Below are 25,855 nucleotides of genomic sequence, written 5' to 3' on the forward strand. Positions count from 1 at the left end.
CTAAACGTCCTCGACTGGCCGATCGCACCACTGCCTCGCTAAGCGAATGGCGAGACCAGACACCTGCGAAATCGCAGCAGCGACCGGCGAAGTCGGCTCCTCGCCCCAATCGATGCGCAGCGGTTGAATCCCGATCAGCGCTCGGTGACTTGGTAGACAACCATCAAGGCGCGCCATATCAAACAATTCTCGTAGCCCGACCTCGTGCGCGGTGTGCTTTGAGCTTCCAAGGAACCGATCCAGTTCGTCTCCGACGAAACAACGGAACGAGCCCGGCGAACTGCCGAGATTGGCGGCATCAATGACGATCAGGCGCTTGGCCGCTTCAATGACCGGAACGAGATTAAAGCTCAGGGTTCCGCCATCGACTAGCTCGATATCGTCGCAGTCTCCAGCGAGGTCTTGCAGCCGCCGTACGACGTGAACACCGATTCCCTCATCGGCGAGCAGGGTATTTCCCACGCCAAGTATGGTCACACCGGGACGTTGCTCAGCCTGAAGCGCGCAAGTCATCCCACCTCCCTGAGAGCCGGCCCAACCGACCCTGAGCGGGATCTCGCGCCATGTCGATGGCCCGCACTCCACCAAACATGGCAGGCTCCCTCGTCGGAAACCATGCAGGGGCCGATGGGTGTCGCGGGCGTGCAAGCGGCGCCATAGAGCCGGCAGTCGGTTGGCAACACTTTTCCAAGGATGACCCTGGCACAGTCGCAGCCGGGCGGCATTTCGCCGCGACGCAGCCGTTCCTTGCCGTTCTCCAACGGAAAGCGAAGCCTTGCGTCGTGCGCGGCGAACTCGGGAAGCAGCCGGTAGCCAGAACGTGCAATGGACCCTATACCCCGCCAGTCCGCATCGACCACTTCCATGGTCTCAGCGATGCAACGGCGCGCCGTCGGGTTGCCGCCCGGCCTGACGCTCTCGCGGTAACAATTGTCGAGGAAGACCCGGCCATCGGCGATCTGACGCAACGTCGAATAGATCGCGGCCAAGAGGCTTTCCGAGGTGAAGCCGGCTATAGCGGCAGGCATGTCGTGATCGCGGACGACGAAATCCCACTCTTCCGGCCCCATGACCGTGGCTACATGACCCGGCGCAATCAGGGCCTGGAAGCCGGGCCGCTCGGACTGCAACAGCATCGCGACCGCCGGCCAGGTCAGCCGCCCCGACACCAGGAGCAGCAGATTTCGCGGTAGTTCCTGGCTTATCAACGCCGCCACCGGGGCGAGCGTGGTCTCAAAGCCGGCAACGAAAAATACGATTGAGCGCGTCGGATTGTCTTTGGCGATCGCGGCAGCTTCCATTGGGCTGGCGATGGGTCGGATGTCGGCGCCTGCAGCCTTGGCCTGTTCAAGCGACCTCGGCTGTCCCTTGGGCTCATTGACCGGCACCCGCAACATATCCCCGAATGCGACCAGAATGACCCGCTCAGACAGGGCTAGGCGTATGGCCTCGAAAACGTCTTCTTCGGGACAAACACAAACCGGACATCCCGGGCCCGGAATCAGATTCACACCCGATGGCATTAGCGCTCTGAGCCCTGCCGCCGCCAACGTCCGCTCATGACCGCCACACACGTTGAGGATTCCGACCGGCCGGGTGAGCGGAAGATCGTGGATGCGCTTGAGCCAGGCCCGTGCAGGCGTTGTCATGGCCTTCGTCCCGCGGCGGACACCGGATGGACGTGCGTGTGATAACGCTTCTCCACCCCGGCCAACTTCGACCCACGATCGCCTCGGCGACGCTCCGCCACGGTTTTGCGCAGCCATTCGATCCATCCGCTTTGACCCTCCGATCGGCGGGCTGTCGTTTCAAACAGAGGTCCGCCGTATCCCGAGGCTTTGAGCGCCGCCGCGGCACGCGCCGGGCTGAACTCTTCAAGATAAGGAAGCAGATCAGTCTTGGTCAGGACGACCAGGTCACTGCCTCGAAACATCACGGGATATTTTGACGGCTTGTCATCTCCCTCGGTCACCGACAAAAGGGTGACGTTGAAGTGCTGCCCGAGATCGAAGGCAGCCGGACATACCAGATTGCCAACGTTCTCGATAAACACAACGTCCAGATCATCAAGTTCGAGATGATGGAGTGCATCGTGCACCATCACCGCATCGAGATGACATGCGCTACCGGTATTGATTTGAATCGCAGGTACGCCTTTTGCCTTGATGCGGTTGGCGTCATTCTGGGTCTCGAGATCACCTTCGATCACCGCGATCGCGAGCTCTGTGCCGAGGCGATCGATGGTGGCTTCCAGTAGCGACGTCTTGCCGGCCCCGGGCGATGACATCAGATTGATAGCAAGCACGCCATGCCGGTCAAAGTGTTCGCGGTTGTGCAGTGCCTCCTTGCGATTCGCATCGAGCAAATCGGCGACGAGATGCGTGACGGACGGATCGCGTCGCCGGACCGTCACATCAACTTGCCCTCCAGTAGAATCGTGCAAGCGATGTTCGTCGGGCGCCGCGCAACCACAGTCCTTACACATGCGAACCTCCCTTTTTGCTGTCAGAAAGACCAGCGCCGATCACCTGCGATTGGCGCGCATTCTTCACTGCTGGTCTATCATAGTCCGTGACATCCATCTCGATCGCCGACAGAATTAGTTCCTCACCCTCAATGACCCGCGCCCGATACCCGCCGCAATGCGCGCACAGCAACCTGTTCACCGCTACTTCGCCTTCCGCCCCGCATGCCAGGCAGCGGATGCGTACAGGGGCCAAATCGACATTCAGTTCGGCACTCTGTGCAATGGTGCCAATTCTCGCTACCGCGAATGCCCGCTTCAGCAATCCGGGTTCGACGCCGGACAGCGGGCCGACGCGAACGGAGACGGACCATACGGCCGTCGCTTCCGCGGCAAAAGCCACACGTTCCACTTCACCAATCAGAGCCAGACAGACAGACAGTTCATGCATGTCGCCCGTCCGTTGCAGCAAGCACCGCGTCGAATGTCTCCCAATAACGTTGGGTCTCGGCGAGGTCGAGGACCTCGATCGCGTAGCCAAAATGAACGAGCACGTGATCACCCACCGAGACCGGTCGGTCCTGCAGGAGAAACAGGCTGACGTCGCGCGACACTCCCTTGATCTCGCAGCGCGCAAGGAAACCTTCGATCGACTCGATCCGCATCGGTATCGCCAGACACATGGTGCGGCTCCAAATAAAAGGCTGCTTGGCTACATGTTGTCGAGTAATGGTGCGACACCATCGGATAGTGCGCGCCGCTGCGTTTCGTCGAGCACCTTGCTGAGGCGAGACAATGCGGTACCCGCCGCACGCAGAGCGGCGATGCGTTCCGACAGATCGCGTTCGCGCGCCCTTAGCCGAGCCGTCGGCTCGGTGGCCCCGGGAGCAATTGCCTCGCGCGGTGCTGCAGTCGCGATCGCGTCAATGAATTCCCGCCAGGCCGGCTCCTGCCCAAGCTTGATGCCGATGGTGTCATGCAAAGTCGTCAACCGGCTGGTCAGCTCTGCAGGAGACACTTGAACGGCCGACTGGCTCTGCGGCTTGGTCGGCGGTGGTTCAGCCGGGGCCGTTACAGTCGGCCCACCGGCGTCGGGTGCGGCAGCGACCGGCGCCTGCGTCGTGCCTGGGGTTCCCGTGTCGGGGGGGATGCCCATAGCACCGGCGCCGGGAGAGGTCTTCGGCGATACAGAAGGGCCGGCGGGCTCGATCGTTGCGCGCTGCTGGGGCGCGGCTGGCATCGGCATCTGCGAACTGGCCGAACCGCCGGGGCAGAAGAAATCGAAACCGGCGCCGGCGCGGCCACGGTCGAATTCCGTCCAATTCGGCTCGATGCGGTGCTCCGGCGCGCTGTCGAAGGTCCCGAGGTGGTGGCACATCGCGCAATGCCCCTGGTGGGCGCGAACCCGCAAACGTCCACGATCGATGCAGTAACTATCGATCAGGTCGCCGTAGCCCGAACCGGGCCGCGCCACCGCCGAGCCGTCTAGCGCCAGAACGAACAGTGCGCAGAGGAGCGACGGTCTGAGGTAACGCGAGCGTCGATGTTGCGCCCTGTCGTCGACACCTTCCGCAGGCGGCGCCGCCACCGTGCGGCAATGCTCGAACATCTGGCTTTTCATCATAGCACGTTTACCCGTACCAACTCTTCGCCATGCGGATCGACGACGTGGACGGCACAGGCAAGGCAAGGATCGAAGCTATGGATGGTGCGAAGGATTTCGATCGGTTTTGCGGGATCGTGGAGCCGATGTCCGCGTAGCGCCGCCTCATACGGACCTTCGCGCCCCGCCGTGTCGCGCGGGCCGGCATTCCAGGTGCTGGGTACTACCGCCTGATAGTTAGCGATTCGCCGATCCTCGATGGTCACCCAATGGGCGAGTGCGCCGCGTGGCGCTTCCATCACGCCGACGCCGCGCGCCTGCTTCGGCCAAGTCGAGGGGTCGAACAGAAGATCGTTGAAGGTCGCGAGATCGCCGCTCGCAATCCTGGCAATCAGTGCATCGTACATCCCGCTCATTTCGTCGGCGATCAATTTTGTTTCCAGCGTCCGGGCGGCGATGCGGCCAAGCGTCGAAAAGAGAGCTGAGACCGGCAGGTCCAGCCGGCCCAGGCTGTGATCGACGAGACCGCGGGTTGCCCGGTCGCCGCTCGCGTACAAGATCAGCACGCGTGCGAGGGGCCCCACTTCCATCGGCAATCCCTTCCAGCGCGGCGACTTGATCCAGGAATATGACTGGTCGACGTCGAGCTGCTCGTAGGGCGGCGTCGGGCCGGTGTAGTTGAGGTTGGTTTCGCCATCGTAGGGGTGGAGGCCAGTCTGCTTGCCCGCACTATAATCGTACCAGGAATGTGCGACGAACTCCTGGATCTCGGTCGGATCCTCGAAATCCACCGACATCACCTTCGACAGGTCGCGGTTCAGAATTACGCCTGGCGGGATACGTAGGGTGGTCCGTTCCGCCGCACCGACGCCTCGCGGGAACTCGCCGAACGACAGGAAATTGCCGACACCCTCCCCTCGGCTTGCCCAGTCCTTATAGTAACCGGCGATCGCAAGCGTGTCGGGCAAATACACTTGATCGACGAAGGACCGCATCTTGCCGATCATCTCTCCGACAAAACGCAGGTTGTCGGGTGTCACCGCGGTCGCGTGCGCCGTCTCCGAGATCGCGCAGGGTGCGCCGCCGACCACGAAATTAGGATGCGGGTTCTTGCCACCGAATATGGCGTGAATCTTCACGACATCGCGCTGCCAGGCAAGCGCTTCCAGATAGTGCGTTACGGCGAGCAGATTGACCTCGGGCGGCAGCTTGTATGCCGGATGCCCCCAATAGCCGTTGGTAAAGATGCCGAGCTGACCGCCTTCCACGAAGCCCTTGAGCTTCTGTTGGGTGCTCCGAAAATATTCGGCGGAATTGTTCGGCCATGCGCTTAGGGTGGTCTGAAGCTTCGCGGTGGCTGCCGGATCCGCCTTCAGCGCCGAAACGATGTCGACCCAGTCCAGAGCATGTAGATGGTAGAAGTGCATGACGTGGTCGTGTACGAACTGCGCGGCGATCATGAGATTTCGAATGTGCTGCGCGTTCTGCGGGATGACGTAACCGAGGGCATATTCGACCGCGCGTACCGAGGCGATGCTGTGTACGACCGTGCACACGCCGCAGAACCGCTGCGTAAATGCCCAAGCATCCCGCGGATCACGCCCCTTCAGGATCACTTCGATGCCGCGAACCATCGTCCCGGAGCTCGATGCTCGAGTGATGTTGCCCTGCGCATCCGTCTCCGCCTCGATGCGGAGATGGCCTTCGATACGCGTGACCGGATCGACCACGACCCTACGGGTCTTGCCTTCAGTATCCCCGCCAGCTTGCTTCTTTGGGAGACCCTTACGACCTGCCCGCTCAGAAGAGCTTGCCATAGAATCCCCCTTCACGATCCCAAAATTTTGGCTGCGCGCAGCCGAGGCAGCCATGGCCGGACAGCATGGGAAAACTGGTCTTCTGATTCCACTTCACGGTGGTGCAGGCATTAAAGGTCGTCGGGCCTTTGCAGCCGAGATCCTTAAGGCAATATCCTCTCCGGGCGCCCTCATCGTCGAAGGTCTTCGCAAACAGGCCTTGATCGAAGAATGGCAGCCGAGGGCAGTCGTCATGCACAGTGCGCCCGAAGAAAGGTATAGGTCGGCTGAGATCATCGAGCGGCGGTGACTTGCCGTAGGTCAGGAAGTAGACGATGACACCGGTCATGACTTCCGGCACCGGGGGACAGCCCGGCGCGTTGATGATGGGCGCCGTTACCGCACCCTGATCGATCAAGTCGCGCAATGCATCAAGGGCGCCGCCAGAGTTCGTAGGATTTGGCGCCGCTGCCGGAATACCGCCATAGGCGGCGCATGAACCTACCGCGACGATGAGCGCTGCGCCGCGCGCTGCGGCCCGGATGAGCTCTACCCCGCTTTTTCCACCCGTGGTCGAGAGCACGCCGGATCGACCGGTCGGAATGCCGCCATCGATGATCAACACGTACTTGCCGAAATTTCTCTCAATAGCTTGATCGCGCGCCCGCTCGGCCGCGATTCCCGCGGCCGCCTGCAGCACATGATGGTAGTCAAGCGAAAATTGGTCGAAGATCAACCCCTCGAGCGTCGGTTCAAACGAGCGGAGCAACGATTCGCTGCAGCCAGTGCATTCCTGGACCGAGAGCCATATCACGCTTGGACGGGACTTGTTTGTTAGAGTATCCGCGATTGCTTGCGCCGCGCTAGGAGGTAGCGCCAATAGCGAGGCCATATATGTGCAATAGCTAATAAAGCTCCGCCGCGAGACGCCTTGCCGCTTCAGATCATCGTATATGGATGGGCGGGCGTCTGAGCTGCTCATGCGCTTTCTCGCCGATTACAAACCGGGTGCCGCGCGATTGCGTGGCATCCGACCGTTACCCCGATTAAAACTGACCTGCAGATCATTTGCAATTACTTGATCCGCCAGCCCCAGTCTGGCCCGACGACGTCGTCTGGCCGCCCGGCGAACAGGGCTGGCCGTCTTTGCCCATTTCCCTCTCCATCATTTTGGGCCCCATGTTCTGCATCTGACGGCCATGCTCCATGCCTTGCATGGGCATGGACGACGACCCTGTCGAGGGTGCAGCAGGCTGCTGCTGATCTGCCGGTGGCGCAGCTTGCTGGGTTTGCGCGGAAGCAGCTGTCACTGCGAGCGCGGCCACAAAGGTGCCCGTGACCAACAGGTTGCGGAATGGAATGAATGGGCTATGTGTCGCGTTCATTGATGTTACTCCATATTCTTTGGTTTTCGATTCGAGCCGCCCCTCCGGGCTCCTGATAATTCCCATATGCGTCACGGGATCTTTTGCTTAATTCGCATCAAGTCGTGGAGAGGTTTCAATCCGTGAAAGATTATTTTGCGGTTCGTTTCGAGAGTTGTCCCGCCGGTTGCGGCTCCTAGCATCACTCACGCGCAGCGCGTGCAGTCAGGCGCGCCAAGGCGCATTGAAGCCCAAGCTGCGAACGAAATATTGATCCAAATCAAGATTTGGACCGATGCCCTGATGGAGAGTTGGCAAATTTTGCGAACAATCGCGCCGGCCGAGATATAGTCAGATGCATCAAACAGAGCTCGACAGCGACATCACGCAGATGAAAAGCTACCAATGATCCTGCACGCGGCGACACAAAGGATGCTGGCGCCGATCTTTACGCCAGCAAAAGCACTAGGCGTTCCCCGCAATCCTTGGAGCATTCGCCTTTCTGGCCACGATCTCGTCCATGCATGGCATCGCGGCGACGGGACTTTTAACAGCGAACGTCTCCGACCGCCCGGTTCGGTGCGTCCATGCCGAGGAGCGTGTTCCGTCGTTCGCGTTCAGTACATTGCCGCTTTGCCGAATGCGCGCACGAAGGCGAGCCATGCGTCGGATTCTAAGTTCTCGTCTTCCCGCGCCCTTGGTTCGTCCGCGTCGCTAACCGATTGGAAAACCGCGGCGAGAGGTCCATAGCGCCCTATTCGTTTCTGAGGTAAGCGTGGCGCCGAGGCCCTTTGGATTTTTTGTGCGGAGTCTTGAGAGCACCGTTAGAAGAGTCATCTTCTGCAAGGGTGCTCATAATGGACGACCATTCGGACGACATAAGACGACCGTTGTCACCGCGTATTGAAGTGTTCGCAGGCGCAGGTCGCAAGCGCTGGCCGGATGATTTGAAGGCGCAGATTGCTGCGGAAAGCCTCGAGCCGGGGGCGGTTGTCACAGACGTCGCCCGTCGCCATGGCTGCCGGCCCCAGCAGGTGCATGACTGGCGGCGCCGGGCGCGTTTGGGCCAATTGGTATTGCCGGCGTCGGCGGACACGCTGTCGTTCGTGCCGGTGATGTCGGAATCGGCGTTGCCTGCGGCCGCAGACCCCTCCGGGTCGCCGGAAGCCGCCGTTGTGACGGTTGAGTTCCAGGGCGCGCGCGTGGAGGTGCGCGGGGCGCCTGGCCTTGCTGTATTGAGCGATGTGTTCATTGCGCTCCGCCGGACACGTTCATGCTGACGCCACCCGCGAGCCTCATGATCTACGTGGCGACGCAACCTGTCGACTTCAGGAAGGGAGCGGAAGGCTTGGCGCTGCTGGCGAAGGAGACGCTGGGCCATGACCCGATGAAGGGCGTGGCGGTGGTGTTCCGTGCGAAGCGCGCCGATCGGGTGAAGATCGTCGTCTGGGATGGCAGCGGCCTTGTGATGTATTGGAAGCGGCTCGATGGCAGCGGCTTCAAATGGCCTCCCATCGTGGCCGGCGTGATGCGGATGAATGCCGCCCAGCTGTCCGCGCTTCTGGCCGGCATGGATTGGACGCGCATGCACGCGCCTCGAATCCCGCAGCCGAAAGCGCTTGCGTAAAAATGCAAATCATCGCTGCATCGTGACGCGAAGCATGGCAAGCTCGGGCCAATGAGTGATTTGCCCGATGAGCTGCCGAGCGATCCAGCCGAGTTGCGTGTCTTTGCCACGGCTCTGCTGGATCGCTGTGCCCGGCTCGAGCGGTTGCTCAAGCTTGCAAAAGATGCGCAGTTCGGTCGGTCCTCGGAAAAGCTGGACGCTGATCAGCTACAGCTTGTTCTGGAGGACGTCGAAGGGGCCGTCGCGGCTCTCGAAACAGCCGAGGATCGCGCTAATCCCAGAACCTCCGAGAAGAGAGCGGCCGAGCGTAGAACCAACCGTGGTCAGCTTCCGGAGCATTTGCCGCGCATCGTCGAGACCCTGATGCCGGCGGAGACTTGTTGCCCGTCTTGTAAGGGCGACCTCTTTGAGATTGGTCGGGATGAGAGCCAGAGGCTGGACGTCGTTCCGGCGCAGTATCGCGTCATCGTCACCCGCCGGCCCAAGCTGGCCTGCCGTGCCTGTCATGGCGTCGTCCTCCAGCACGCTGCTCCCGAGCGACTGATCAGGGGTGGATTGCCCACCGAGCGGCTGGTCGCGCATGTGATCGACGCGAAGTATCATTGGCATTTGCCGCTTTACCGCCAGGCGCAGATGCTGGCGACGCACGGTATCGCCATCGACCGTTCCACGCTCGCCTTCTGGGTCGGCTATGCCGCCCAGGAATTGAAACCTTTGTGGCATCGTCTGCGCCAGCTTCTGCTCGCCTCCTCGAAGCTCTGTGTCGATGAGACGCCGGCGCCGGTGCTGGATCCGGGGCGCGGCAGGACCAAAACCGGCTACTTCTGGGCGCTGTCACGCGATGACAGGCCTTGGGCCGGACCTGATCCGCCTGGTGTGGTCTATGCCTATGCACCGGGCCGCGGCGCCGTTCATGGCTTGCGGCTGCTTGAGGGCTATCGCGGCATCATCCACTGCGACGGCTATCAGGCCTACAAGACCATGACCCGAGAGACGCGTGCGGACGCCTTGTCCGGGACGCTCGCCTTCTGCTGGTCGCATCTGCGGCGCCAGTTTGTGAAGATCGAGCGGGAGGCTGCGCCGGCGCCAGCTCCGGTTGCCCGCGAGGCTCTTGAGCGCATCGCTCAGCTTTACGCGGTCGAGAAAGCGCTCCGCGGCCGATCAGATGCCGAGCGCCGTGCTGGCAGGCAGGCGCACGCCCGACCTCTGGCTGCAGCCTTGAAGCAGTGGTTTGAGGCCAAGCTTGATCACCTTGCGCAAAAGAGCGACACGGCGAAGGCTTTACGTTATGCGCTGCGTCATTGGGACGGACTGACGCTCTACCTTGATGACGGGCGCATCGAGATGGACACCAATGCGGTCGAGCGAGCGATGCGGCCGATCAAGCTCAACGCCAAGAACTCTCTTTTTGCCGGTTGCGACGAGGGCGCCGAGAGTTGGGCCGTCCTGGCTTCGTTAATCGAGACCTGTAAGCTCAATAGCGTCAGTGCCGAGCACTGGCTTGCTGACGTTCTCGCGAAGCTCGTCAATGGTTGGCCTGCGACGCGACTGGACGAACTGCTTCCCTGGGCATCGATCTACACGATGCATGCGCACGATCGGCTGGCGGCATGAGCCTGAACACGACCGCGGTCCGAATCAAGGTGACCCTCAAGGACGTGAAACCGGAGGTGATGCGTCGCCTTGTTGTACCCGTCACCTTACGCCTTGATCGGCTGCATCTGACGCTTCAGGAGGCATTCGGCTGGACGAACAGCCACCTCTTCGAGTTCTTCGCTGGTGAGGCACATTGGGGGATTCCCGACCCCGACAATGATTACGGCCACCAGCCCATGGATGCCAGCAAAGCGCGGCTTTGCGATATCGTTCGCGAAACCGGCGCCAAGACGATCCACTATCTCTATGACTTCGGCGACAGCTGGGACCATGTGATCAAGCTCGAAAAATGGTTCGAGAACACCACGACGGAGGGGCTTCCCTTCCTGCTCGAGGCACCCGGTCGTTGTCCTCCGGAAGACGTCGGCGGTGCGCCAGGCTATGCCGAATACCTCGCCGCCATCAGCGACCCCGGCCATCCCGAGCACGAACACATGCGCCTCTGGGGCCCGGAGCGGTTCGATCCCAACGTCGTCGACCGGAAGGCGCTCGAAGCCGCCGTCAACGCGTTGTCCGACACATGGATACCGCGGCGACGCGCCACGCGAACAAAATAGGCGTCAACCGCCAATCAAAAGGGCCGCAGAGCTACGCTTACTTTCTGAGGCTAATGGGGCTGATTGCTCCTGACGTGGAGGCGCCAGCAGCCGTGCTTCGTTAACGTCCCTCGGATTTTGACGTAGATCAACTTGTGGTCCGAAATGGCGATGTATTTTCTGGCAGGAATTGATCCAGCGACCGCAAGCCGAATGTTGAAGTAACCGGTAGGAGCGTTGGCGATTTCACAACCGACGGAAGCGAGGGCGCAACGCTACGCCCTCGGACTCGTGATCCTTGTAAAACGAGCTGCGATTCAACACGCTGTTCAGCGCATTACTTTTGTGGAGAGCGCCAGTCATGGCCCACATCGATTCTATGTCAGCAGAATGGTTACCTGTTTCAATTACGCCACCTGAGGGCGACCTCGAAATATGCGTCATGGACTATGATGGGATCGTTGTCGCGCTTGGGTACCCCTGTCACAAAAGTGGAGCCGCTTGGGTCGATGCATCAAGTAAGAAGCACATAGATATTCAACCGACGCATTGGCGCAAATGGATTGAGAGGCCACGCAATCGGCTCCAGCAAGACAAGGCTTAGCCCGTTACGACGAGCCTCGCCGCCCCGTCACGCAATTTCGTCCTCTTGCGCGCGGCAACTCTGACTCTTCAGGGCCGGGTCCAACCATCTTTGGCTTTTTATAGGTTCGTAGGACGATCGCGATTGCGTTCATCCTTGAGACAGCTTGTTGCCTCTATCTTTTCCCTGTAGGAACTGAGCCGGTGGCGGTATAAGACGGGAAGTATGCGTGCGGTCTGACATCGCTTGACCACTACCTGCCGTCTGAAATTGTGGATCGCCAAGAGCGCCAACAGGAGCCTATGAAACCAGTTCGTCGCATTCTATTGCTTCTCGTGGAACGAGCCTCCACTCGCAAAAACGGTCGGCTCGGCACACCCGACCACCTTTCGAGTCCGAAACTGCTCCGATCACCATAAGAGACGGACCCCAGCAACGAAATTCACAGACGAAATCTGCTTCTGATTGCGCTCAGCAATAGCCGCAGTCTCGCCGACCTTGCGATCCCAGCTCACACCAATATAGGGGGCAAAATTGCGCGTGAATTCGTAGCGGAGCCGGGCACCAAGCTCGAAGTCAGTTAAGCCGCTACCGAGCTCTAGCTCTGGAACGGACTGCAGTTGCAATCTCATATCGACGCGCGGCTGCAGAATAAGACGGTTCGTTATTAGGAGATCGTACCACCCGGTAAATGAGCCGGAAATCTCTCCCTTTTGACTGATATAGGCGTCGGCATCGATTTCAAAAAATCCCGGCGCCAGACCTTCGATGCCGATTACGGCATAGGTGCGCGAGGGCTTGGGCGAAATATCGTGACGAACACCGACCTGGAAGTCGAAAAAGTAACTGATCATGCGCGAATAGAGCGCCTGGAACTGGGCCTCGTCGAATTTTTGGGTGCGTCCCTCGAAGATACCCTCCGATTTGAAAAAGAACTTGTCGTAGTCGTTCCCGACAAATGCCTCCATGTCCCAGCGGCCGTTATTGGGTCCGCCCAAACCATACCATTCAAATTTATCGAAACGTACACCACCGAATAGCGCTTGGTCGGGAAAGCCGGTCGCGGGCGTGCTGCGTAAGCCTGAATACGGGGTGCCTTGAGAACCGGCCGGCGCGGTCTGAGCGGCGGCCGCATTCCCCAGCGCTGCAGAGGCGAGAAGAAAGATGCTGAGGGAGGCAAGCAAGGACTTCATGTTGTCCTCCTATTTCAACGACGCCGTCTGGCGCACCACGTTGACCTGACGCATCATGCCAGTCTCCATGTGGTAGAGCAGATGGCAGTGAAATGCCCATGGCCCCTCGGCATCCGCGGGGATATCGACGTCCAACGTCGTGCCCGGCTTGATGTTGACCGTATGCTTCTTTGGATTCCGCGCACCGTTTCCGACCTCCGGCAACATCCATGTGCCATGGATATGCATCGGATGATTCATCATGGTTTCATTGATGAAACGGAACCGGGCTCGTTCGCCGAAGCGCAGGACAATTGGCTCAGCTTCGCTGAATTTGCGTCCGTTGATCGACCAGAAGTATCGCTGCATGTTTCCCGTCAAGCGGATCTCGATGATGCGGTCGTAACGTTTATAGGGATATGGATTTAGCGCCCGCAGATCACGGTATGACAAAACCCTCGTTCCGAGAGGCGCGCCAGTGTCGTTGGTGATCGGATCGGGCATCGTCTGCTGCACCGAGGGGCCTACATTCGGCATGTCTTCGCCGTCACGAAGCACGTAGGCCTGCGGTCCTTGCTGCACACCACTTGTTGAACTGGTGACCTGGCTCTGGTGGTCTGCCGAAGATTTCGGACCCATGCTGGACATCGCACCATGATCCATTGCCTGCTTTTCTTTCGGCATGGGCATCTGGTTTTGGCTATTCATCCCGGGCATACTGCCAGGGCCCATTCCAGGCATCGGAGAAGCTTCCGGCGGCTTTCCGGTCTTGGTTCCCTGGCCCTCTCGAGCAGGGCTCGATTTTGGCATTGCCATCTTCCCATCCGACATCCCGCCGCCGCGCTGCATTCCTTTGGGTTTGCTAGCATCTGACATGCCACTCATATCGCCCATGCCCCCGATCGCCATCGCCACAGGGTCTTCCGGCGCCACGTGACCAATCATATCCTGCTCGGGCTGAAGAGTGCCCCGGTCCAGCCCTTTGGGGCCAGGATTCATCGCCATGTCAGACATTTGCATGAGGGGACGCAGCCGGTGCGGCGGCAATTCTCCGACCATTCCTGGCCGTGGTGCCAGGGTAGCCCGCGCAAAGCCGGTGCGATCCATGGGCTCGCCGACGATGGTGTAGGCTCGGTCCTCGGTCGGTTGCACGATCACATCGTAAGTCTCGGCCACAGCGATTCGGAACTCATCCACTCGAACAGGCGACACATTGTTCCCGTCGGCCTGCACGACTGTCATCTTGAGGCCCGGAATACGGACATCGAAATACGTCGAAGTGGAAGCGTTGATAAACCGTAGGCGGACACGTTCGCCGCGCCGCGCCAGCGCGGTAAAATTCCGCTCCGGCGACTGACCGTTCACCAGGAACGTATAACCGGCCACATCCGCGACATCAGTCGGATCCATACGCATCAGGCCCCAGGCAATCCGGCTATTGACGCTGGCTTTCCGCGCCTCCTCGTTAGGAGCGTTACTGAGTTCCTGGATCAAGCCGACCAACGTTTGGCGGTTGAAATTGTACCAGCTGCTGTCTTTTTTGAGGTTGCTGATGATGCGCTTCGGATCTTCGTCCGTCCAATCCGAGAACATGATCACGTATTCGCTGTCATATTTGAACGGATCGCGGGTCCTTGGTTCAATAATAAGGGGGGCATAGATCCCGAGCTGTTCCTGCTCCCCAGAGGAGTGACTGTGGAACCAATACGTCCCCGACTGCCGGACTTTGAACCGGTAAGTGAAAGTCTCTCCCGGCTTGATGCCGTCGCCATACCCCGGAGCAATTCCCGGTACGCCGTCCATTTCGGGCGGCACGATCAGCCCGTGCCAATGGATGGACGCATTCTCATCAAGCCTGTTAGTGACGTTGATGACGGCGTCTTCCCCTTCCTTGAGTCTCAAAATTGGTCCCGGGAGTTGGCCATTGATGAGCATGCCAACGCGCTCGCGTCCCGTGACATTGACAAGATGACGCTCGATGACGATGTCATGGGTTCCCGCGATCGCCGACACGCTGCTCACGGGGATGCAGGCAACCACGACAAACCAGGCTGCACTCCATATCTTATGCATGCCACCCCCCCTTTTGGACGCATCTTATCGAGGCGGACGTCGCGCCTTAATCGGGCAGCGTAGCGTAAAGGCCGAGGTGAAACTAGGATTTTTCTGATGTACAATATTGATCTAGATCAGAAACCGCCACGATCTCTCATGCTTGATGCTTTCACGCAACAGGAAGCGCGCGGCGGTATCCTCGATATATGATGCTGTTTGATGCTCTTGATCACGGTGCACCGTTCCGCGCCCTTTGCGAATGATCTTGAGGACTAAGCTATGGCCGCCGAACTACCGGTGCCGCGCTGCTCGGTAAGCTGTTATGACGATTGTGTCCTGCCGCCGGCTAAATTGACTGGCCGCGCACTAGCCGATGACCCCATCGCAAAGATGGGTACGCTCGTTCGCTATCCACGGGGAGCAGAGATATTCGGCCAAGACCAGCCGGCAGAATATCTTTATCAGGTCGTCACCGGAGCAGTGCGTACATTTCGGATTCTGACTGATGGACGACGACAGATCTGCGCATTCCACCTGCCGGGTGATTATTTCGGACTTGAGCCAGGCGACCAACATGCGTCCTACGCTTTTGCAATCAGCGACGTGCAAGCGATCGTAACGGAACGTGAGTTGGTCGCAAGGCGCGCCGATCGTCGACGGGACGTCGCCAAGCAACTCCTGGTGATCAGGGGCAAAGAAATCCAGAATCTTCAAGACCAGACACTCTTGCTGACGAAGACAGCCGAAGAGCGCATCGCTTGGTTCATCCTCCAGATGGCGCGCCGCACCACTTCATCCAGTACGGTATCTCTCCCGATGCCTCGCCGGGATATCGCAGACTATCTTGGAGTCACGGTCGAAACCATTTCGCGCACGCTAGGGCAGCTTGAGTCCGCCGGCTGGATCGAATCCATGAGCCCTCGTCAAATCCAACTGAAGAATCAAGCTGCGCTCATACGTCTTGTTTCCTGATGGCGAATCTTAGGGCGCCCGGGGCTCGGCCGTTCACTCAATGGGCGAGATTAAGCGACGTAGGATTAAGGATGTCGAGCTCAGACCTGACGAACGCTCGCAACAAGCTATGCTTTCTCAATGATGTTTGAACCAACCGACTCCTTTGATGTCGTTGAACGAGTCGGTGCGATGGCATTCGAAACACTGGTTCACCTGAGCATGTTCCCGGCCGGTAATGCCCCTGTCCATCATCTGGAAATGCATCATGTAGTGACTGGGGGGGGCCTGGTGGCATTGCGCGCAGTCTTTCGACGTCGGTGACGGATGCAAGAATGTGGAAATCCGCCAAGCGGCGGTCTCATGGCAGTTCGCGCATTCTCGCCCAAAAAATTCGCGATGCGGATCGCGGTTGCTGTGGCAGCCTGCACAGTCGAGCTGCGCCTTCTCGATTGGCTGCGACACCGGTATCCCGAGAAGCTCTTTCAAATCGTTCACCATTTGGCGTGGAACGTTCGGATGTCCGGCGTCCCCGAAAGCAGCATGTGAACCGCTCCGGACAAGAGAAGCGTGATCCATCTTGACCGGGCGCGCAGCACCGGAGTGCTCGACATGGCAGCCACTGCAGTTCTGGGCAGTTGCGTGAAACGCGGTCGATGGCTTGGCCAGATCCGCGGCGGCCGTGGTATGACAATTTATACAGGCGGTCGCCTCGACGCCCCGAGTGGGTGTGTGGCATGATTCGCACTTCTCGGCGAGGAACGCGTGCTTCGCGGAGAGCGGCCCTGGCTGAAACGATATCTGCCAACCTGGCGCCGCTATCGATCCCTTTTTATATAGAGTCGCGATCGTCGTTAGGCTGCCCACCACCGCCAGCGTGATCAGCGCCGTATAGAATATGCCGAGCTTCTTCACGACAGCCACCGCAGCCCGTAATAGATCTCGCCCGCGATGTGAAGCGACAGCAGGAAATACATCACAACCGCTGCGACAACATGCGCAACGATCCATAGCGTGAACATGCGCTTCACCCCCTCGCGCGAGCCGATAGCGTATTCGAGATCCGCGATGCCGTCGACGAGTTGCAAGATCGGCACTTCAATCAAGGTCGAGGCGCTGGGCAGCGGGTCTCCGTTTGCCACCACGTTGCGGGTCGCCAGGGCGGCTGCTGTGCGGTCATAGGCGGACCTCAATGTCGCCAGCCGCGTTTGCTCGTCCCTAAGCTCCGCTACCGTCTCAGGCAGGTAGTACCTGCCCACAAGCCCGGTCACCACCACCACCAGCATGCTGATCACCAGCGCGACACCAAGCGGGCTCTGGTACTTGTGCCCGGTATGCAGGATCGCGAGAAACGCTCCGAACACGCCGGCATAGACGTGAAACTCTAGAAGAGAGCGCATCGATACCAACCGCGTGATCGGTGACCTGAGCAACAGGCTATGTTTGGCAAGCGGATAGATAAGCAGGGAGACCATCAACGTTGCGGCGGCGACGCCAAAAGCAAATCCGCCCAAGCTGCCGGCAAACCGCGGCGATGTGTGAAGGACGAACGCAGGGACCAAGAACAGCAATATGGTGAGTACCGCCCCGACTATGGCGCGTTCTGTCCCACTCATATCAGGACTCGACGACCAGGTTACCGATCGACTTCGCTTGGCACGCCAGGATTAGGCCATGAGCCTTTTCATCGGCCGTCAGTGCTTCTTGGACTTCCATCGTCACCTTGCCCTCGATAAGCTGGGTCTTGCAAACCCCGCAAATGCCCGCGCGGCAGGAATAATCGATCGGCACACCCACGGATTCCGCGACTTCGAGAACGCTCTTGTCCGGTGGCAGCGGCGCCACCTTGTTCGACTTCGAAAAGCGGATCAAGGCGGTCGCCGGACCGGTAACGGGTGCATTTGCTTCGGACGGAGCGCTTACGGTGGCCTGCGGGCTAACGGGGGATCTGAGCTCGCTCACCACGGTGAGACCCGGGGGCGGCACGGCTCCGAGGGCTGGTCCGAAGGCCTCTGTTTTGATCTGTCCTGCCGGCACTCCAATCTCGGTAAGAAGCTTCTTCATCGCTTGCATCATGCCCGGCGGGCCGCACAGATGGATGCGACGCTTTACGAGATCTGGAACGGACTGCGTAAGAAAATCCCGATTGATTTGTCCTTCGGCCCCCATCCAGGACGTACCGGCCGCCCGCGCCATCGTGGCCGCCACGTGCAGGTTGCGCATGCGGCGCTGGCGATCTTCAAGCTCACTGCGGAAAATGAAGTGCTCGGTCGTCTGAGCGCCGTAAATGAGGAAGATCTCTCCCGGCCAGGCCGTATCGTCGAGATAGCGAATGGCGGCCATCAAAGGCGTGATGCCGACGCCGCCGCCGATCAAGACCACGCTGTCCGCTTCCTTACCTGTAAACGTGAATGCCCCGGAGGGGCCCATTACGTCGAGCAAGTCACCCTCGGAGACCTTCTGGTGCATGTAGTCCGAGAATATCCCCTTGTCCTCACGCTTGATGGTCGTCTCGACATAGGCGGTCTGAGCGGCCGATGATGCGATCGTATAAGATCGCTTCACCAACTTGCCGTCTATCTCGGCGGAATAGGTAAGAAACTGCCCCGGCGCAAAACTAAAGGGAATCGGCCCACCACCCGGATCCCTCAGCCTGAACGTCTTGACGTTGGGAGTTTCGTCGAAGATGGCGGCAACGCGCAATTTCCCTTTCCAGAGCCCTGTGCGGGCCGGCTGACCCGCGGGGGCAAACCCTGCAACGGAAGATGGCGGCCCCGCCGGCGCGGGGGAAGGTGGCGTGGTCGGATTTGCGGGACCTGATGTTCCGCCAGAAGATGCCGGAGCCGGCGGGGTGGTGCCCGCCAGGCTGGGCGCTGCGGCAAAATGCGCGGGAGCGGCGCTGACCAAGCGATCCACCAGCGCATTCGCGCGGCGCATGCGGACGAGATAGATGGCAAGCATGGCAGCCGCGAACGTCGCCACCAATGACATCGTGATCAAGTGAAACCAGGAGAGGCCAAGCGGCCCGACTACATCTTGATCGTGCCGATCGGCTACGAGACTCATCTGACCCTTGAACCAGTCCAAGGCGATTTGCTGGGGCGGCGTTCCCTCAGCGAGCGATCGCAGCGTCGTGGTTCCGCTCTTCACCTGATTCAGGGCATCCCGGAGACGCGACGCCGCCTGCTCGGCGCCAGCCGTGTCGCCTGCCGCGTTGGCGTGACGCAGCGCATCCTGCGCGCGCGCGATCTCATCCGTGCCTGAACTGATCCATCCGCGCGCCTGCGCCTCGATGTTTTGCCGCTGCTCGGGGGTCAACGACGGGAGAGCCATCAAAGACGGGTAAAACTCCTTACGTCCACCACCCATGCAGCCGCCGCCCATGCAACCGCCACCCATCATCCCGCCCATAGGGCTGGCCCCGACGCCGGCGCTGCCTGAACCCGTCCCCCCTACAGCGGGCGCCGTGCTCGTACTGGCCGCAGGGGCCCCCATGGAATTTGGCGGCGTCTCCGTCTTGGGGGAAGCCGGGCTGGTCGCGGCATTGGGATGATGCTCGGAGTGACCGTCGGGCGCTTGAGCGACGACCCAACGGCTTTGGGTGGTCGCGCGCGCTGTTGTGACAAGAGTGTTAGACGGTACCGGCCGATGGGCTCCAACCGATATCGGATTGTCATGCAAATGATCCGCGTTTGCCGCCCGGACCTCCACAAGGCCGAAGACGGCAAGCGTGGCACTTACCGCGATTGTTAGCTGCAGCGGACTTTTCAACGTCGTATATCCCCCCGTCATGAGCACCGGGAAGTCAGAATGCCCCAATCAGCGGCAGAACTATCGCATCTGAAGTACGCTTCTGCTCCTCGTTCAGCGTCGCGTACAGGCGATTGAACGCTGCACGCGAGGATTTGACAGCCTCGAGCCGCTCCGCCAAGTGTTTCTCGTAAGCTTCAAGACGCTCGGCCGAGGTCATTTTCTTATCGGAGGCCACAAGTTGCTGTGCCTCGACCAGGTGCGAGCGTGCAGATCGTAGCGCGTCCGCTAGCGCATTCCAGTCGGCAAGCTGCTTGTCCGAGATCTGTAGTTCTGCTTTCAGAAAGGCGATCCGCCCTTCGGTCCGATCGGCAAGGTCAGTTGACGCCGCTGCGGTTCCCAAGCTGCCCGGCATGCCGCACCCCCGCATCATCCGTTCCATCATCATCATCATGCCACCGGACTGGTTCATAGAGCCCGGCCCCATTTTGTCCTGATCCTTTTGCGGCATTCCCATCTTATCGTCGTCCATCATGCGCCCCATCGGCTGGGACTGCCCGGCGGGCTGCCCCATGCCGGGGTCCGACTTTTTCGAAGAGTCGGGCTGCATGGGTTTCATGTCGTCCATCGCAACGATGAACGTGCCGCGAGACAGTTGCGGTGCAGCTGACACGCTCTGCGGACTTCCGGAAACAGCAACGATTGTCACCGCGATTGCTACCAGCTTGCCAGAATTGCTCATCGTATTCTCCTCAATCGCTGCTTTCGGCAAATGCCAAACATAGCCTTGGTAGTATCCAAATAGTCGTCCCAAGTTGACCTGGATCAAAATTTGCGCCGAGAAATCGGGCACGCTGCAATGGGGCCAGAGATATCCGTCCAAATTCCGTTTTTTCGCTCTTCGCGACAAGACCACTGCTTGGAAGGCGATGTCGGCCCCCAGTTTTGCCTAGCCATACGGAAGTTCCATCAATGCCGACTTCGATCGCCAATCAGCTCGCGCGCCCTGAACAATTTACCTCAAAAACGATTGGCCCATCTTCAGAAGGTCAAGCAGCGAACTCCGTCTCGAATACCATTCCTAGCCTATCGGAATTTTGGGACTATCAGCGGGATGTCTGGGAACGGACAATCCTGTTTTGGGACACGCTTCGAGAACGCGGCGACAATGCACTCGATCACGAACGGATGGGATTACCGCCGTTACTCGATTTCAAATACGAGACAATCCTGGACGCGAGAACTTTTACCCGACCGGTTAACTACGTTCTGTTGCGGATCCTGCCGCCGGAATCTGCCAGCGAACGACATTGTACGGTCCTGGACCGTCCGCCGGTCATCGTCGTAGATCCGCGCGCGGGTCATGGCCCGAGCATCGGCGGATTTAAGCACGATTCGGAGGCCGGCGTTGCGCTCGATGAAGGTTATCCGGTCTATTTCGTTTCGTTTTTCCCTGAGCCATGCCAAGGGCAAACGCTCGCTGACGTCCTGCACACCTTGCGACGGTTTGTTGAGGCCGTGCGGGCCCGTCATCCCGACCAGCCTCCGATTCTCTACGGAAATTGCCAGGCGGGCTGGGCCGTGACGCTTCTCTCCGCTGACTGTCACGGTCTCGTGGGCCCCGCCGTACTCAACGGCTCTCCGCTCTCGTACTGGTCGGGAGAAGCAGGCGTCAATCCGATGCGCCTTTCGGCAGGCTTCAACGGCGGAGCCTGGCTCGCTCATTTGATGGCAGACTTCGGCGACGGACGGTTCGACGGCGCCTGGCTCGTTCAGAATTTCGAGAATCTCAAGCCTGAATCCGTTTGGGATAAGTACGCCGGCCTGTTCACTGATATTGATCATGAACGTGAACGCTTTCTCTCGTTCGAACGCTGGTGGAACGGCTACTATTTCCTGAGCCGGGAAGAAATTTTGTCCATCGTCGAAAATCTGTTTGTCGGAAATCAACTGGAACAAGGCCTATTTCGAATCTGCGGCGGTTGTGTCGCCGATCTGCGGCGCATTCGCAATCCGATCGTCATTTTCGCTTCGTATGGAGACAATATCACCCCGCCCCATCAAGCCCTCGGCTGGATACCAGCGGTTTACAAGAGCACAGAAGATCTGCAGGCGGCCAAGCAAAGGATCGTTTATCTAACGAACCCGCATGTTGGCCATCTCGGGATCTTCGTATCAGGGGCGGTTGCCCGCTTTGAACACCGCGCCATCTTGGAGCATGTCGGAGAGATCGAGAGCCTGAGTCCGGGCTTGTATGAAATGACGATCGAAAATCCAGCCGGCGACCCGGAATGTCGCAAGCCCTATTACACTGTCCGGTTTGAGCCGAGACGCGTCGAGGCCCTGCATTTTCCCGACAATCGAGCTGCCCTGAAGCGCGTGCAGCAGATCTCGGAGGCGACGGAAACGCTTTACCGGACCTTCCTTAGCCCCTGGGTCCAAGCGGTTTCAAACCCGTGGACTGCCGACATGGCGAAGTGGCTGCATCCGATGCGGATGAGCCGATACATGATTTCGTCGGCGTTCGCGCCGGGTCTTCGGGCTCTCAGCGGAGCCGCTTCCGCTATCGCTCAGCGCCGTCAGCCGCTTCCTGCAGATCATCCAATGATAAAGAAGGAGCACGATTTTATCGCCGACACGACAAAGATGTTGGAGCTATTTCGGAAGCAGCGAGACGCAGCCCTGGAGAAGACGTTTGACCTGACATATCGGTCGTCCTCTGAATGAGACGATGATGCGTCGTCTTCAGTCATAACGACAGACGAGGGCTCGAATTGATCCTCAGGTTCTATTTCAAGTCCTTCGACTCAGAAGGAGCGTTTCAGCAGAGATCGTTCCCTAAAATATCGACGCCAGAATCCATGATCTCGTCCGAATATTGTCAATAGTGAGCAGTATTGATCAGTGTTGTCCCATGCGCTTGGCGCAAACTAAATTGGTCACCGACCGTCCTCGCCAATTCGCGTGTGACCGAGAGTTCCGTGACGCTGAAGCGTCATGCTCGATCCAAATACCCAATGTGCTAGAATACGACAGGCGAGTGTCGAACATCTATCCGGTTCTACCTTGCGGCTTGTTGCTGCGAGGATATGTCTCAACAGGAGTTTCCCAGATGAAGAAAGCGATTCTCGTTACTGCTTGCGTTGCTGCAATTTCTGCCTTTACGGCGATCGGCGCGTCGGCTCAAACCACCAGCCCTACCGCTCAGGACAACCTGTCGAAGGAAAAGATGGGCAAGGACGATACGAAGAAGAATGGTATGGAAACCACGGGGATGAATAAGGATGGCATGGCCAAAGACTCTATGGGCAAGGATGGTATGAAGGACATGTCGAAAGATAGTTCACCGAAAGGCATGAAGAAGGACGGGAGCAAGTAACCTCAGCCGCCCTATTTAGCAGGCCGCCTTGGTTGGCGGCCTTTTATTCTGTCGGGATCAACCTAAATGCAACCATGAACTGGCGGCTCGTAACGCGGCATCTTGCATGACCTAATTCTGGACGGCGCATCCAGCTCCCGTACTGGCGTAGGGTGCGCAAGATCTTCGCTCTACCGCGGGCGTGTCTCCGTAAGGCCCGAAAAGCGGTTAGATATTCCTTTAACTCGGTTGTCGATGACGACTGCCCCAAATGCACCACCCAATCCCCGTGCGGTTTGTCAAGCTTTACCTCACCAGTAGGTAAACACGCTGCCTTTGACGCGCCAAAAGCGCAGACTGCGGTCACGAAAGGCGAAATATCTGTCACTCCAGCCGGCCAATTCGCGTCCCCGAGTGAAAGCCTACAACATCGAAGGCACCGCCTCAGCTATCCTGCAAGCAGTATCGGGCCGAGGTCAAACCCGATCCGATCGAATTAAGGATCGCAGGAATGGTTGATTGTGTGTGCCTATTCGAGCCTCCGTCGAGAACAAGCAGGCATGACGCAAGAATAGTGCGTTATTGTGCGCTGCGGGGGCGGTTTTAGACGCACGCAATTGCCAACCACTTGGTCGCTCGCCAGCAGTGATCGCAGAAGGAGTACACTAATGTCCTTCAAGGTGCAGGTAGGCCCGCCGCAAATTGTCATTTGTGAAGGTCAGACCGTACTGGTTAGCGATCTGAGCGGACAGATCGATTATCCGTCCGATAAAGGACTCTACTTCCTCGACACTCGCCTCATTAGCGCTTGGGCCATCTCTGCGAATGGAGTTTCTTGGGATCTTCTAAATGGCGGCCCTATCGGCTACGACGCCGCGCGGATTTTCCTGGCCAATCGGGCCTTCGACACTGAGGACGGCGCGATTCCGGCCTGCACCATGGGGCTTGTCATCGGCCGCTTCATTCGCGGTGGCATGCACGAGGACCTGGACGTCACCAATTACGGCCCGAAGACGGTGCGCTTCAACCTGGAGATTGCGGTCCGGTGCGACTTCGCCGACATCTTCGAAGTAAAATCTGGCCACATCGTTCGTCGCGGTCGCGTAACCACCGAATGGTTGGATAAGCAACAGCGTCTGCGCACGACTTACCGCAACGCCGAGTTCTCTCGCGCGATCGAAGTCGGTCCGCGAGATGGCAAACCTAATGCCGTCTATGCCAACGGCCGCCTTAGTTTCGAGGTGGAGCTTGCTCCAGGCGAGGCTTGGCATTGCTGCCTAATTTACGAGATGACCGACTGCGGTCGAGGTTTCGCAGCTCCGACCCACTGCATTATTCATGCCCCGAGCACCCATGCTGCAGAGATACAGTTCGACAAGCCGCAAGCCGCACTTAAAATTCGCACCAGCAACGAGGAATTCTATCGCTTCTTCCACCAAGCAATCGACGATACCACTGCATTGCGGTTACCGCACGCGGGCGTCGATCACACGGTTTCTGTCCCCGCCGCTGGGCTGCCATGGTTTCTCGCCCTGTTCGGTCGCGACAGTCTGATCGTCAGCCTACAGAACATGATGGTCAATCCGGACCTTGCCCGCGGCACGCTGGAGGTGCTTGGCGACCTTCAGGCGCGTGAACGGGACGACTACCGTGATGCCGAACCGGGCAAGATCCTGCACGAGATGCGCCATGGAGAATTGGCGCATTTCAAGCTCATTCCTCACACGCCCTATTATGGCACGGCAGATGCGACGCCGCTCTACTTGATCACCTTGCATGCCGCTTGGCGCGCCACGGGCGACCAAGGCTTGGTCGAAGGTAATTTGGCGGCGGCGGAGGCCTGCCTGGTCTGGATCGACGAGTCTGGTGATCGCGATGGCGACGGCTTTCAGGAGTATCAGACGCGCTCTCCCGTAGGGTACGAAAATATGTCCTGGAAGGACGCTGGTGATGCCGTTCCTTATCCGGACGGTTCACTCGTCAAGGGACCCAAGGCCCTCTGCGAATTGCAGGGCTATGTGTATGATGCCTGGATACGGATGGCAGAGATCTACGACGCGCTCGGCCGTGCGGATCGGGCCCGGGACTTGCGGGAGAAGGCGAATTCGCTGTTTCGGCGCTTCAATGAAGCCTTCTGGGACGAGGAGATGGGCTTTTACGCTTACGCGCTTGACGGCGAGAAGCAGAAGGTCCTCACTGTTGCCTCCAATCCCGGACACTGTTTGTGGTCCGGAATCGTCCCACCTGATCGCGCCGGACGCGTGGTGACACGCCTGATGGCGCCTGACATGTGGAGTGGATGGGGAATTCGCACGCTTTCTGCGCTGCACCCGTCCTACAACCCTTACTCCTATCAGTGCGGCTCAGTGTGGCCGCACGACAACGGCATCATCGCGCTCGGCTTCAGGCGTTATGGTTATGCCGTCGAAGCAGCTCAAATTGCTCGCGATGTGACCGAGGCAGCCAGCCACTTCCTGCTTAATCAGCTACCCGAGCTCTATGCCGGTATCTCGCGCGAGCTTGGCGGATTTCCAGTCCAGTATCTTGGTGCCAACGTCCCGCAAGCTTGGGCTGCAGGCTCTGCCTTTATGCTGCTGCAGTCAATTTTAGGACTTGAGCCTGATGCAATATCAGGCCGTCTATACATTGATCCCAGGCTGCCAGCCTGGCTTTCCGACCTGACGGTAATCGACCTGCATCTGGGAGCACAGAGTTTCGACATTCGCTTCTGGCGAGAAGGCGAAGAAACCCGTCATGAGGTTCTGAGAGGAGATTCTAATGTTGTCGTAAGTCGCTTGATTGCTGATCGTCGCAGCGATAAAATGTCGTATTACCGATGAGCTGGAGGTTATTGGTTCGGACTGCCCCGTTTCGTGTCGACCATGATGATGTTTGTTCGCCGCGGGAGGTCTTATAGACGTTCAGCAGAACGTCTCACAA

At 59.1% G+C, this 25,855-nt stretch carries 23 protein-coding genes; 8 read left to right on the forward strand and 15 right to left on the reverse strand.

Translation table 11 applies throughout. The features are described 5' to 3' along the window. The 9 genes from BBTA_RS37505 to BBTA_RS39585 all read right to left on the reverse strand — a co-directional run bounded on the left by BBTA_RS37505 (position 1) and on the right by BBTA_RS39585 (position 7,248). Positions 1-513, reverse strand: a complete 513-nt coding sequence (locus BBTA_RS37505; RefSeq protein ID WP_011931021.1) for a HyaD/HybD family hydrogenase maturation endopeptidase — start codon at positions 511-513, stop codon at positions 1-3. Beyond that, entirely contained in the window at positions 510-1,649 is a 1,140-nt protein-coding gene (hypD, locus tag BBTA_RS37510) for a hydrogenase formation protein HypD (RefSeq protein ID WP_011931022.1), read from the reverse strand. The genes BBTA_RS37505 and hypD overlap by 4 nt, the downstream gene beginning before the upstream one ends. Next, on the reverse strand, positions 1,646-2,485 hold the full coding sequence (gene hypB, locus BBTA_RS37515; protein WP_011931023.1) for a hydrogenase nickel incorporation protein HypB: 840 nt from the start codon (positions 2,483-2,485) through the stop codon (positions 1,646-1,648). Before hypB ends, hypD begins: the two co-directional genes overlap by 4 nt. Continuing rightward, entirely contained in the window at positions 2,478-2,915 is a 438-nt protein-coding gene (locus BBTA_RS37520) for a hydrogenase maturation nickel metallochaperone HypA (protein ID WP_011931024.1), read from the reverse strand. The genes hypB and BBTA_RS37520 overlap by 8 nt, the downstream gene beginning before the upstream one ends. Beyond that, positions 2,908-3,147 carry a HypC/HybG/HupF family hydrogenase formation chaperone gene (locus tag BBTA_RS37525; protein WP_011931025.1) on the reverse strand — a complete coding sequence of 80 codons (240 nt, stop codon included), beginning with the start codon at positions 3,145-3,147 and terminating at the stop codon, positions 2,908-2,910. The genes BBTA_RS37520 and BBTA_RS37525 overlap by 8 nt, the downstream gene beginning before the upstream one ends. Before the next feature lie 29 nt (positions 3,148-3,176). Beyond that, positions 3,177-4,088: a hypothetical protein gene (locus tag BBTA_RS37530; RefSeq protein ID WP_011931026.1), complete on the reverse strand. Its 912-nt coding sequence runs from the start codon at positions 4,086-4,088 to the stop codon at positions 3,177-3,179. Then, the gene (locus tag BBTA_RS37535; RefSeq protein WP_011931027.1) at positions 4,085-5,797 is read right to left on the reverse strand and encodes a nickel-dependent hydrogenase large subunit; all 1,713 of its coding nucleotides are present in this window, start codon (positions 5,795-5,797) and stop codon (positions 4,085-4,087) included. Before BBTA_RS37535 ends, BBTA_RS37530 begins: the two co-directional genes overlap by 4 nt. Positions 5,798-5,867: 70 nt before the next feature. Continuing rightward, positions 5,868-6,845, reverse strand: coding sequence for a hydrogenase small subunit (locus BBTA_RS37540; RefSeq protein ID WP_011931028.1), 978 nt, complete (start codon positions 6,843-6,845; stop codon positions 5,868-5,870). Between the two features lie 82 nt (positions 6,846-6,927). Beyond that, on the reverse strand, positions 6,928-7,248 hold the full coding sequence (locus BBTA_RS39585) for a hypothetical protein (RefSeq protein WP_148221672.1): 321 nt from the start codon (positions 7,246-7,248) through the stop codon (positions 6,928-6,930). Between the two features lie 836 nt (positions 7,249-8,084). Between BBTA_RS39585 and BBTA_RS37545 the strand changes: the two genes are divergently transcribed. Genes BBTA_RS37545 through BBTA_RS37560 form a run of 4 tightly spaced genes read left to right on the forward strand, consistent with a single transcriptional unit; the run spans position 8,085 to position 11,067 of the window. Further along, positions 8,085-8,507 (forward strand): transposase, encoded by a 423-nt coding sequence (locus BBTA_RS37545; protein ID WP_011931030.1) that lies wholly within the window; start codon positions 8,085-8,087, stop codon positions 8,505-8,507. Continuing rightward, positions 8,501-8,854: an IS66 family insertion sequence element accessory protein TnpB gene (gene tnpB / locus BBTA_RS37550; protein ID WP_011931031.1), complete on the forward strand. Its 354-nt coding sequence runs from the start codon at positions 8,501-8,503 to the stop codon at positions 8,852-8,854. Before BBTA_RS37545 ends, tnpB begins: the two co-directional genes overlap by 7 nt. 51 nt (positions 8,855-8,905) lie before the next feature. Next, complete coding sequence (locus BBTA_RS37555) at positions 8,906-10,468, forward strand: IS66-like element ISBrsp6 family transposase (RefSeq protein ID WP_011931032.1); 1,563 nt, start codon at positions 8,906-8,908, stop codon at positions 10,466-10,468. Beyond that, a complete protein-coding gene (locus BBTA_RS37560; protein ID WP_011931033.1) occupies positions 10,465-11,067 on the forward strand; it encodes a plasmid pRiA4b ORF-3 family protein in 603 nt (200 codons plus the stop codon). The genes BBTA_RS37555 and BBTA_RS37560 overlap by 4 nt, the downstream gene beginning before the upstream one ends. Before the next feature lie 972 nt (positions 11,068-12,039). On the opposite strand, the gene BBTA_RS37565 is transcribed toward BBTA_RS37560, so the two are convergent. Then, positions 12,040-12,822 carry a copper resistance protein B gene (locus BBTA_RS37565; RefSeq protein WP_011931035.1) on the reverse strand — a complete coding sequence of 261 codons (783 nt, stop codon included), beginning with the start codon at positions 12,820-12,822 and terminating at the stop codon, positions 12,040-12,042. A 9-nt stretch (positions 12,823-12,831) separates the two neighbouring features. Then, entirely contained in the window at positions 12,832-14,874 is a 2,043-nt protein-coding gene (locus BBTA_RS37570) for a multicopper oxidase domain-containing protein (protein ID WP_011931036.1), read from the reverse strand. Between the two features lie 261 nt (positions 14,875-15,135). On the opposite strand from BBTA_RS37570, the gene BBTA_RS38520 reads away from it, so the two are divergent. Further along, positions 15,136-15,828 (forward strand): helix-turn-helix domain-containing protein, encoded by a 693-nt coding sequence (locus BBTA_RS38520; RefSeq protein ID WP_011931038.1) that lies wholly within the window; start codon positions 15,136-15,138, stop codon positions 15,826-15,828. Between the two features lie 117 nt (positions 15,829-15,945). Here BBTA_RS38520 and BBTA_RS37580 read toward each other — a convergent pair whose 3' ends face one another. The 4 genes from BBTA_RS37580 to BBTA_RS37600 form a co-directional block, all read right to left on the reverse strand. After that, positions 15,946-16,722 (reverse strand): cytochrome c3 family protein, encoded by a 777-nt coding sequence (locus BBTA_RS37580; protein ID WP_011931039.1) that lies wholly within the window; start codon positions 16,720-16,722, stop codon positions 15,946-15,948. Next, entirely contained in the window at positions 16,719-17,423 is a 705-nt protein-coding gene (locus BBTA_RS37585; protein ID WP_011931040.1) for an iron reductase, read from the reverse strand. The genes BBTA_RS37580 and BBTA_RS37585 overlap by 4 nt, the downstream gene beginning before the upstream one ends. 1 nt (position 17,424) lies before the next feature. After that, positions 17,425-19,218 carry a 2Fe-2S iron-sulfur cluster-binding protein gene (locus tag BBTA_RS37590; protein ID WP_011931041.1) on the reverse strand — a complete coding sequence of 598 codons (1,794 nt, stop codon included), beginning with the start codon at positions 19,216-19,218 and terminating at the stop codon, positions 17,425-17,427. Between the two features lie 394 nt (positions 19,219-19,612). Further along, positions 19,613-20,410 carry a Spy/CpxP family protein refolding chaperone gene (locus tag BBTA_RS37600; RefSeq protein WP_244424507.1) on the reverse strand — a complete coding sequence of 266 codons (798 nt, stop codon included), beginning with the start codon at positions 20,408-20,410 and terminating at the stop codon, positions 19,613-19,615. A 119-nt stretch (positions 20,411-20,529) separates the two neighbouring features. On the opposite strand from BBTA_RS37600, the gene BBTA_RS37605 reads away from it, so the two are divergent. The 3 genes from BBTA_RS37605 to BBTA_RS37615 all read left to right on the forward strand — a co-directional run bounded on the left by BBTA_RS37605 (position 20,530) and on the right by BBTA_RS37615 (position 25,755). After that, positions 20,530-22,284: a DUF3141 domain-containing protein gene (locus tag BBTA_RS37605; protein WP_011931043.1), complete on the forward strand. Its 1,755-nt coding sequence runs from the start codon at positions 20,530-20,532 to the stop codon at positions 22,282-22,284. A gap of 385 nt (positions 22,285-22,669) precedes the next feature. Then, positions 22,670-22,936, forward strand: a complete 267-nt coding sequence (locus BBTA_RS40565) for a hypothetical protein (RefSeq protein ID WP_041751824.1) — start codon at positions 22,670-22,672, stop codon at positions 22,934-22,936. A 647-nt stretch (positions 22,937-23,583) separates the two neighbouring features. Then, complete coding sequence (locus tag BBTA_RS37615) at positions 23,584-25,755, forward strand: glycogen debranching N-terminal domain-containing protein (protein WP_011931045.1); 2,172 nt, start codon at positions 23,584-23,586, stop codon at positions 25,753-25,755. Positions 25,756-25,855 lie beyond the last annotated feature (100 nt).

The sequence above is a fragment of the Bradyrhizobium sp. BTAi1 genome (genome assembly GCF_000015165.1).
Taxonomy (GTDB): Bacteria; Pseudomonadota; Alphaproteobacteria; order Rhizobiales; family Xanthobacteraceae; genus Bradyrhizobium; species Bradyrhizobium denitrificans.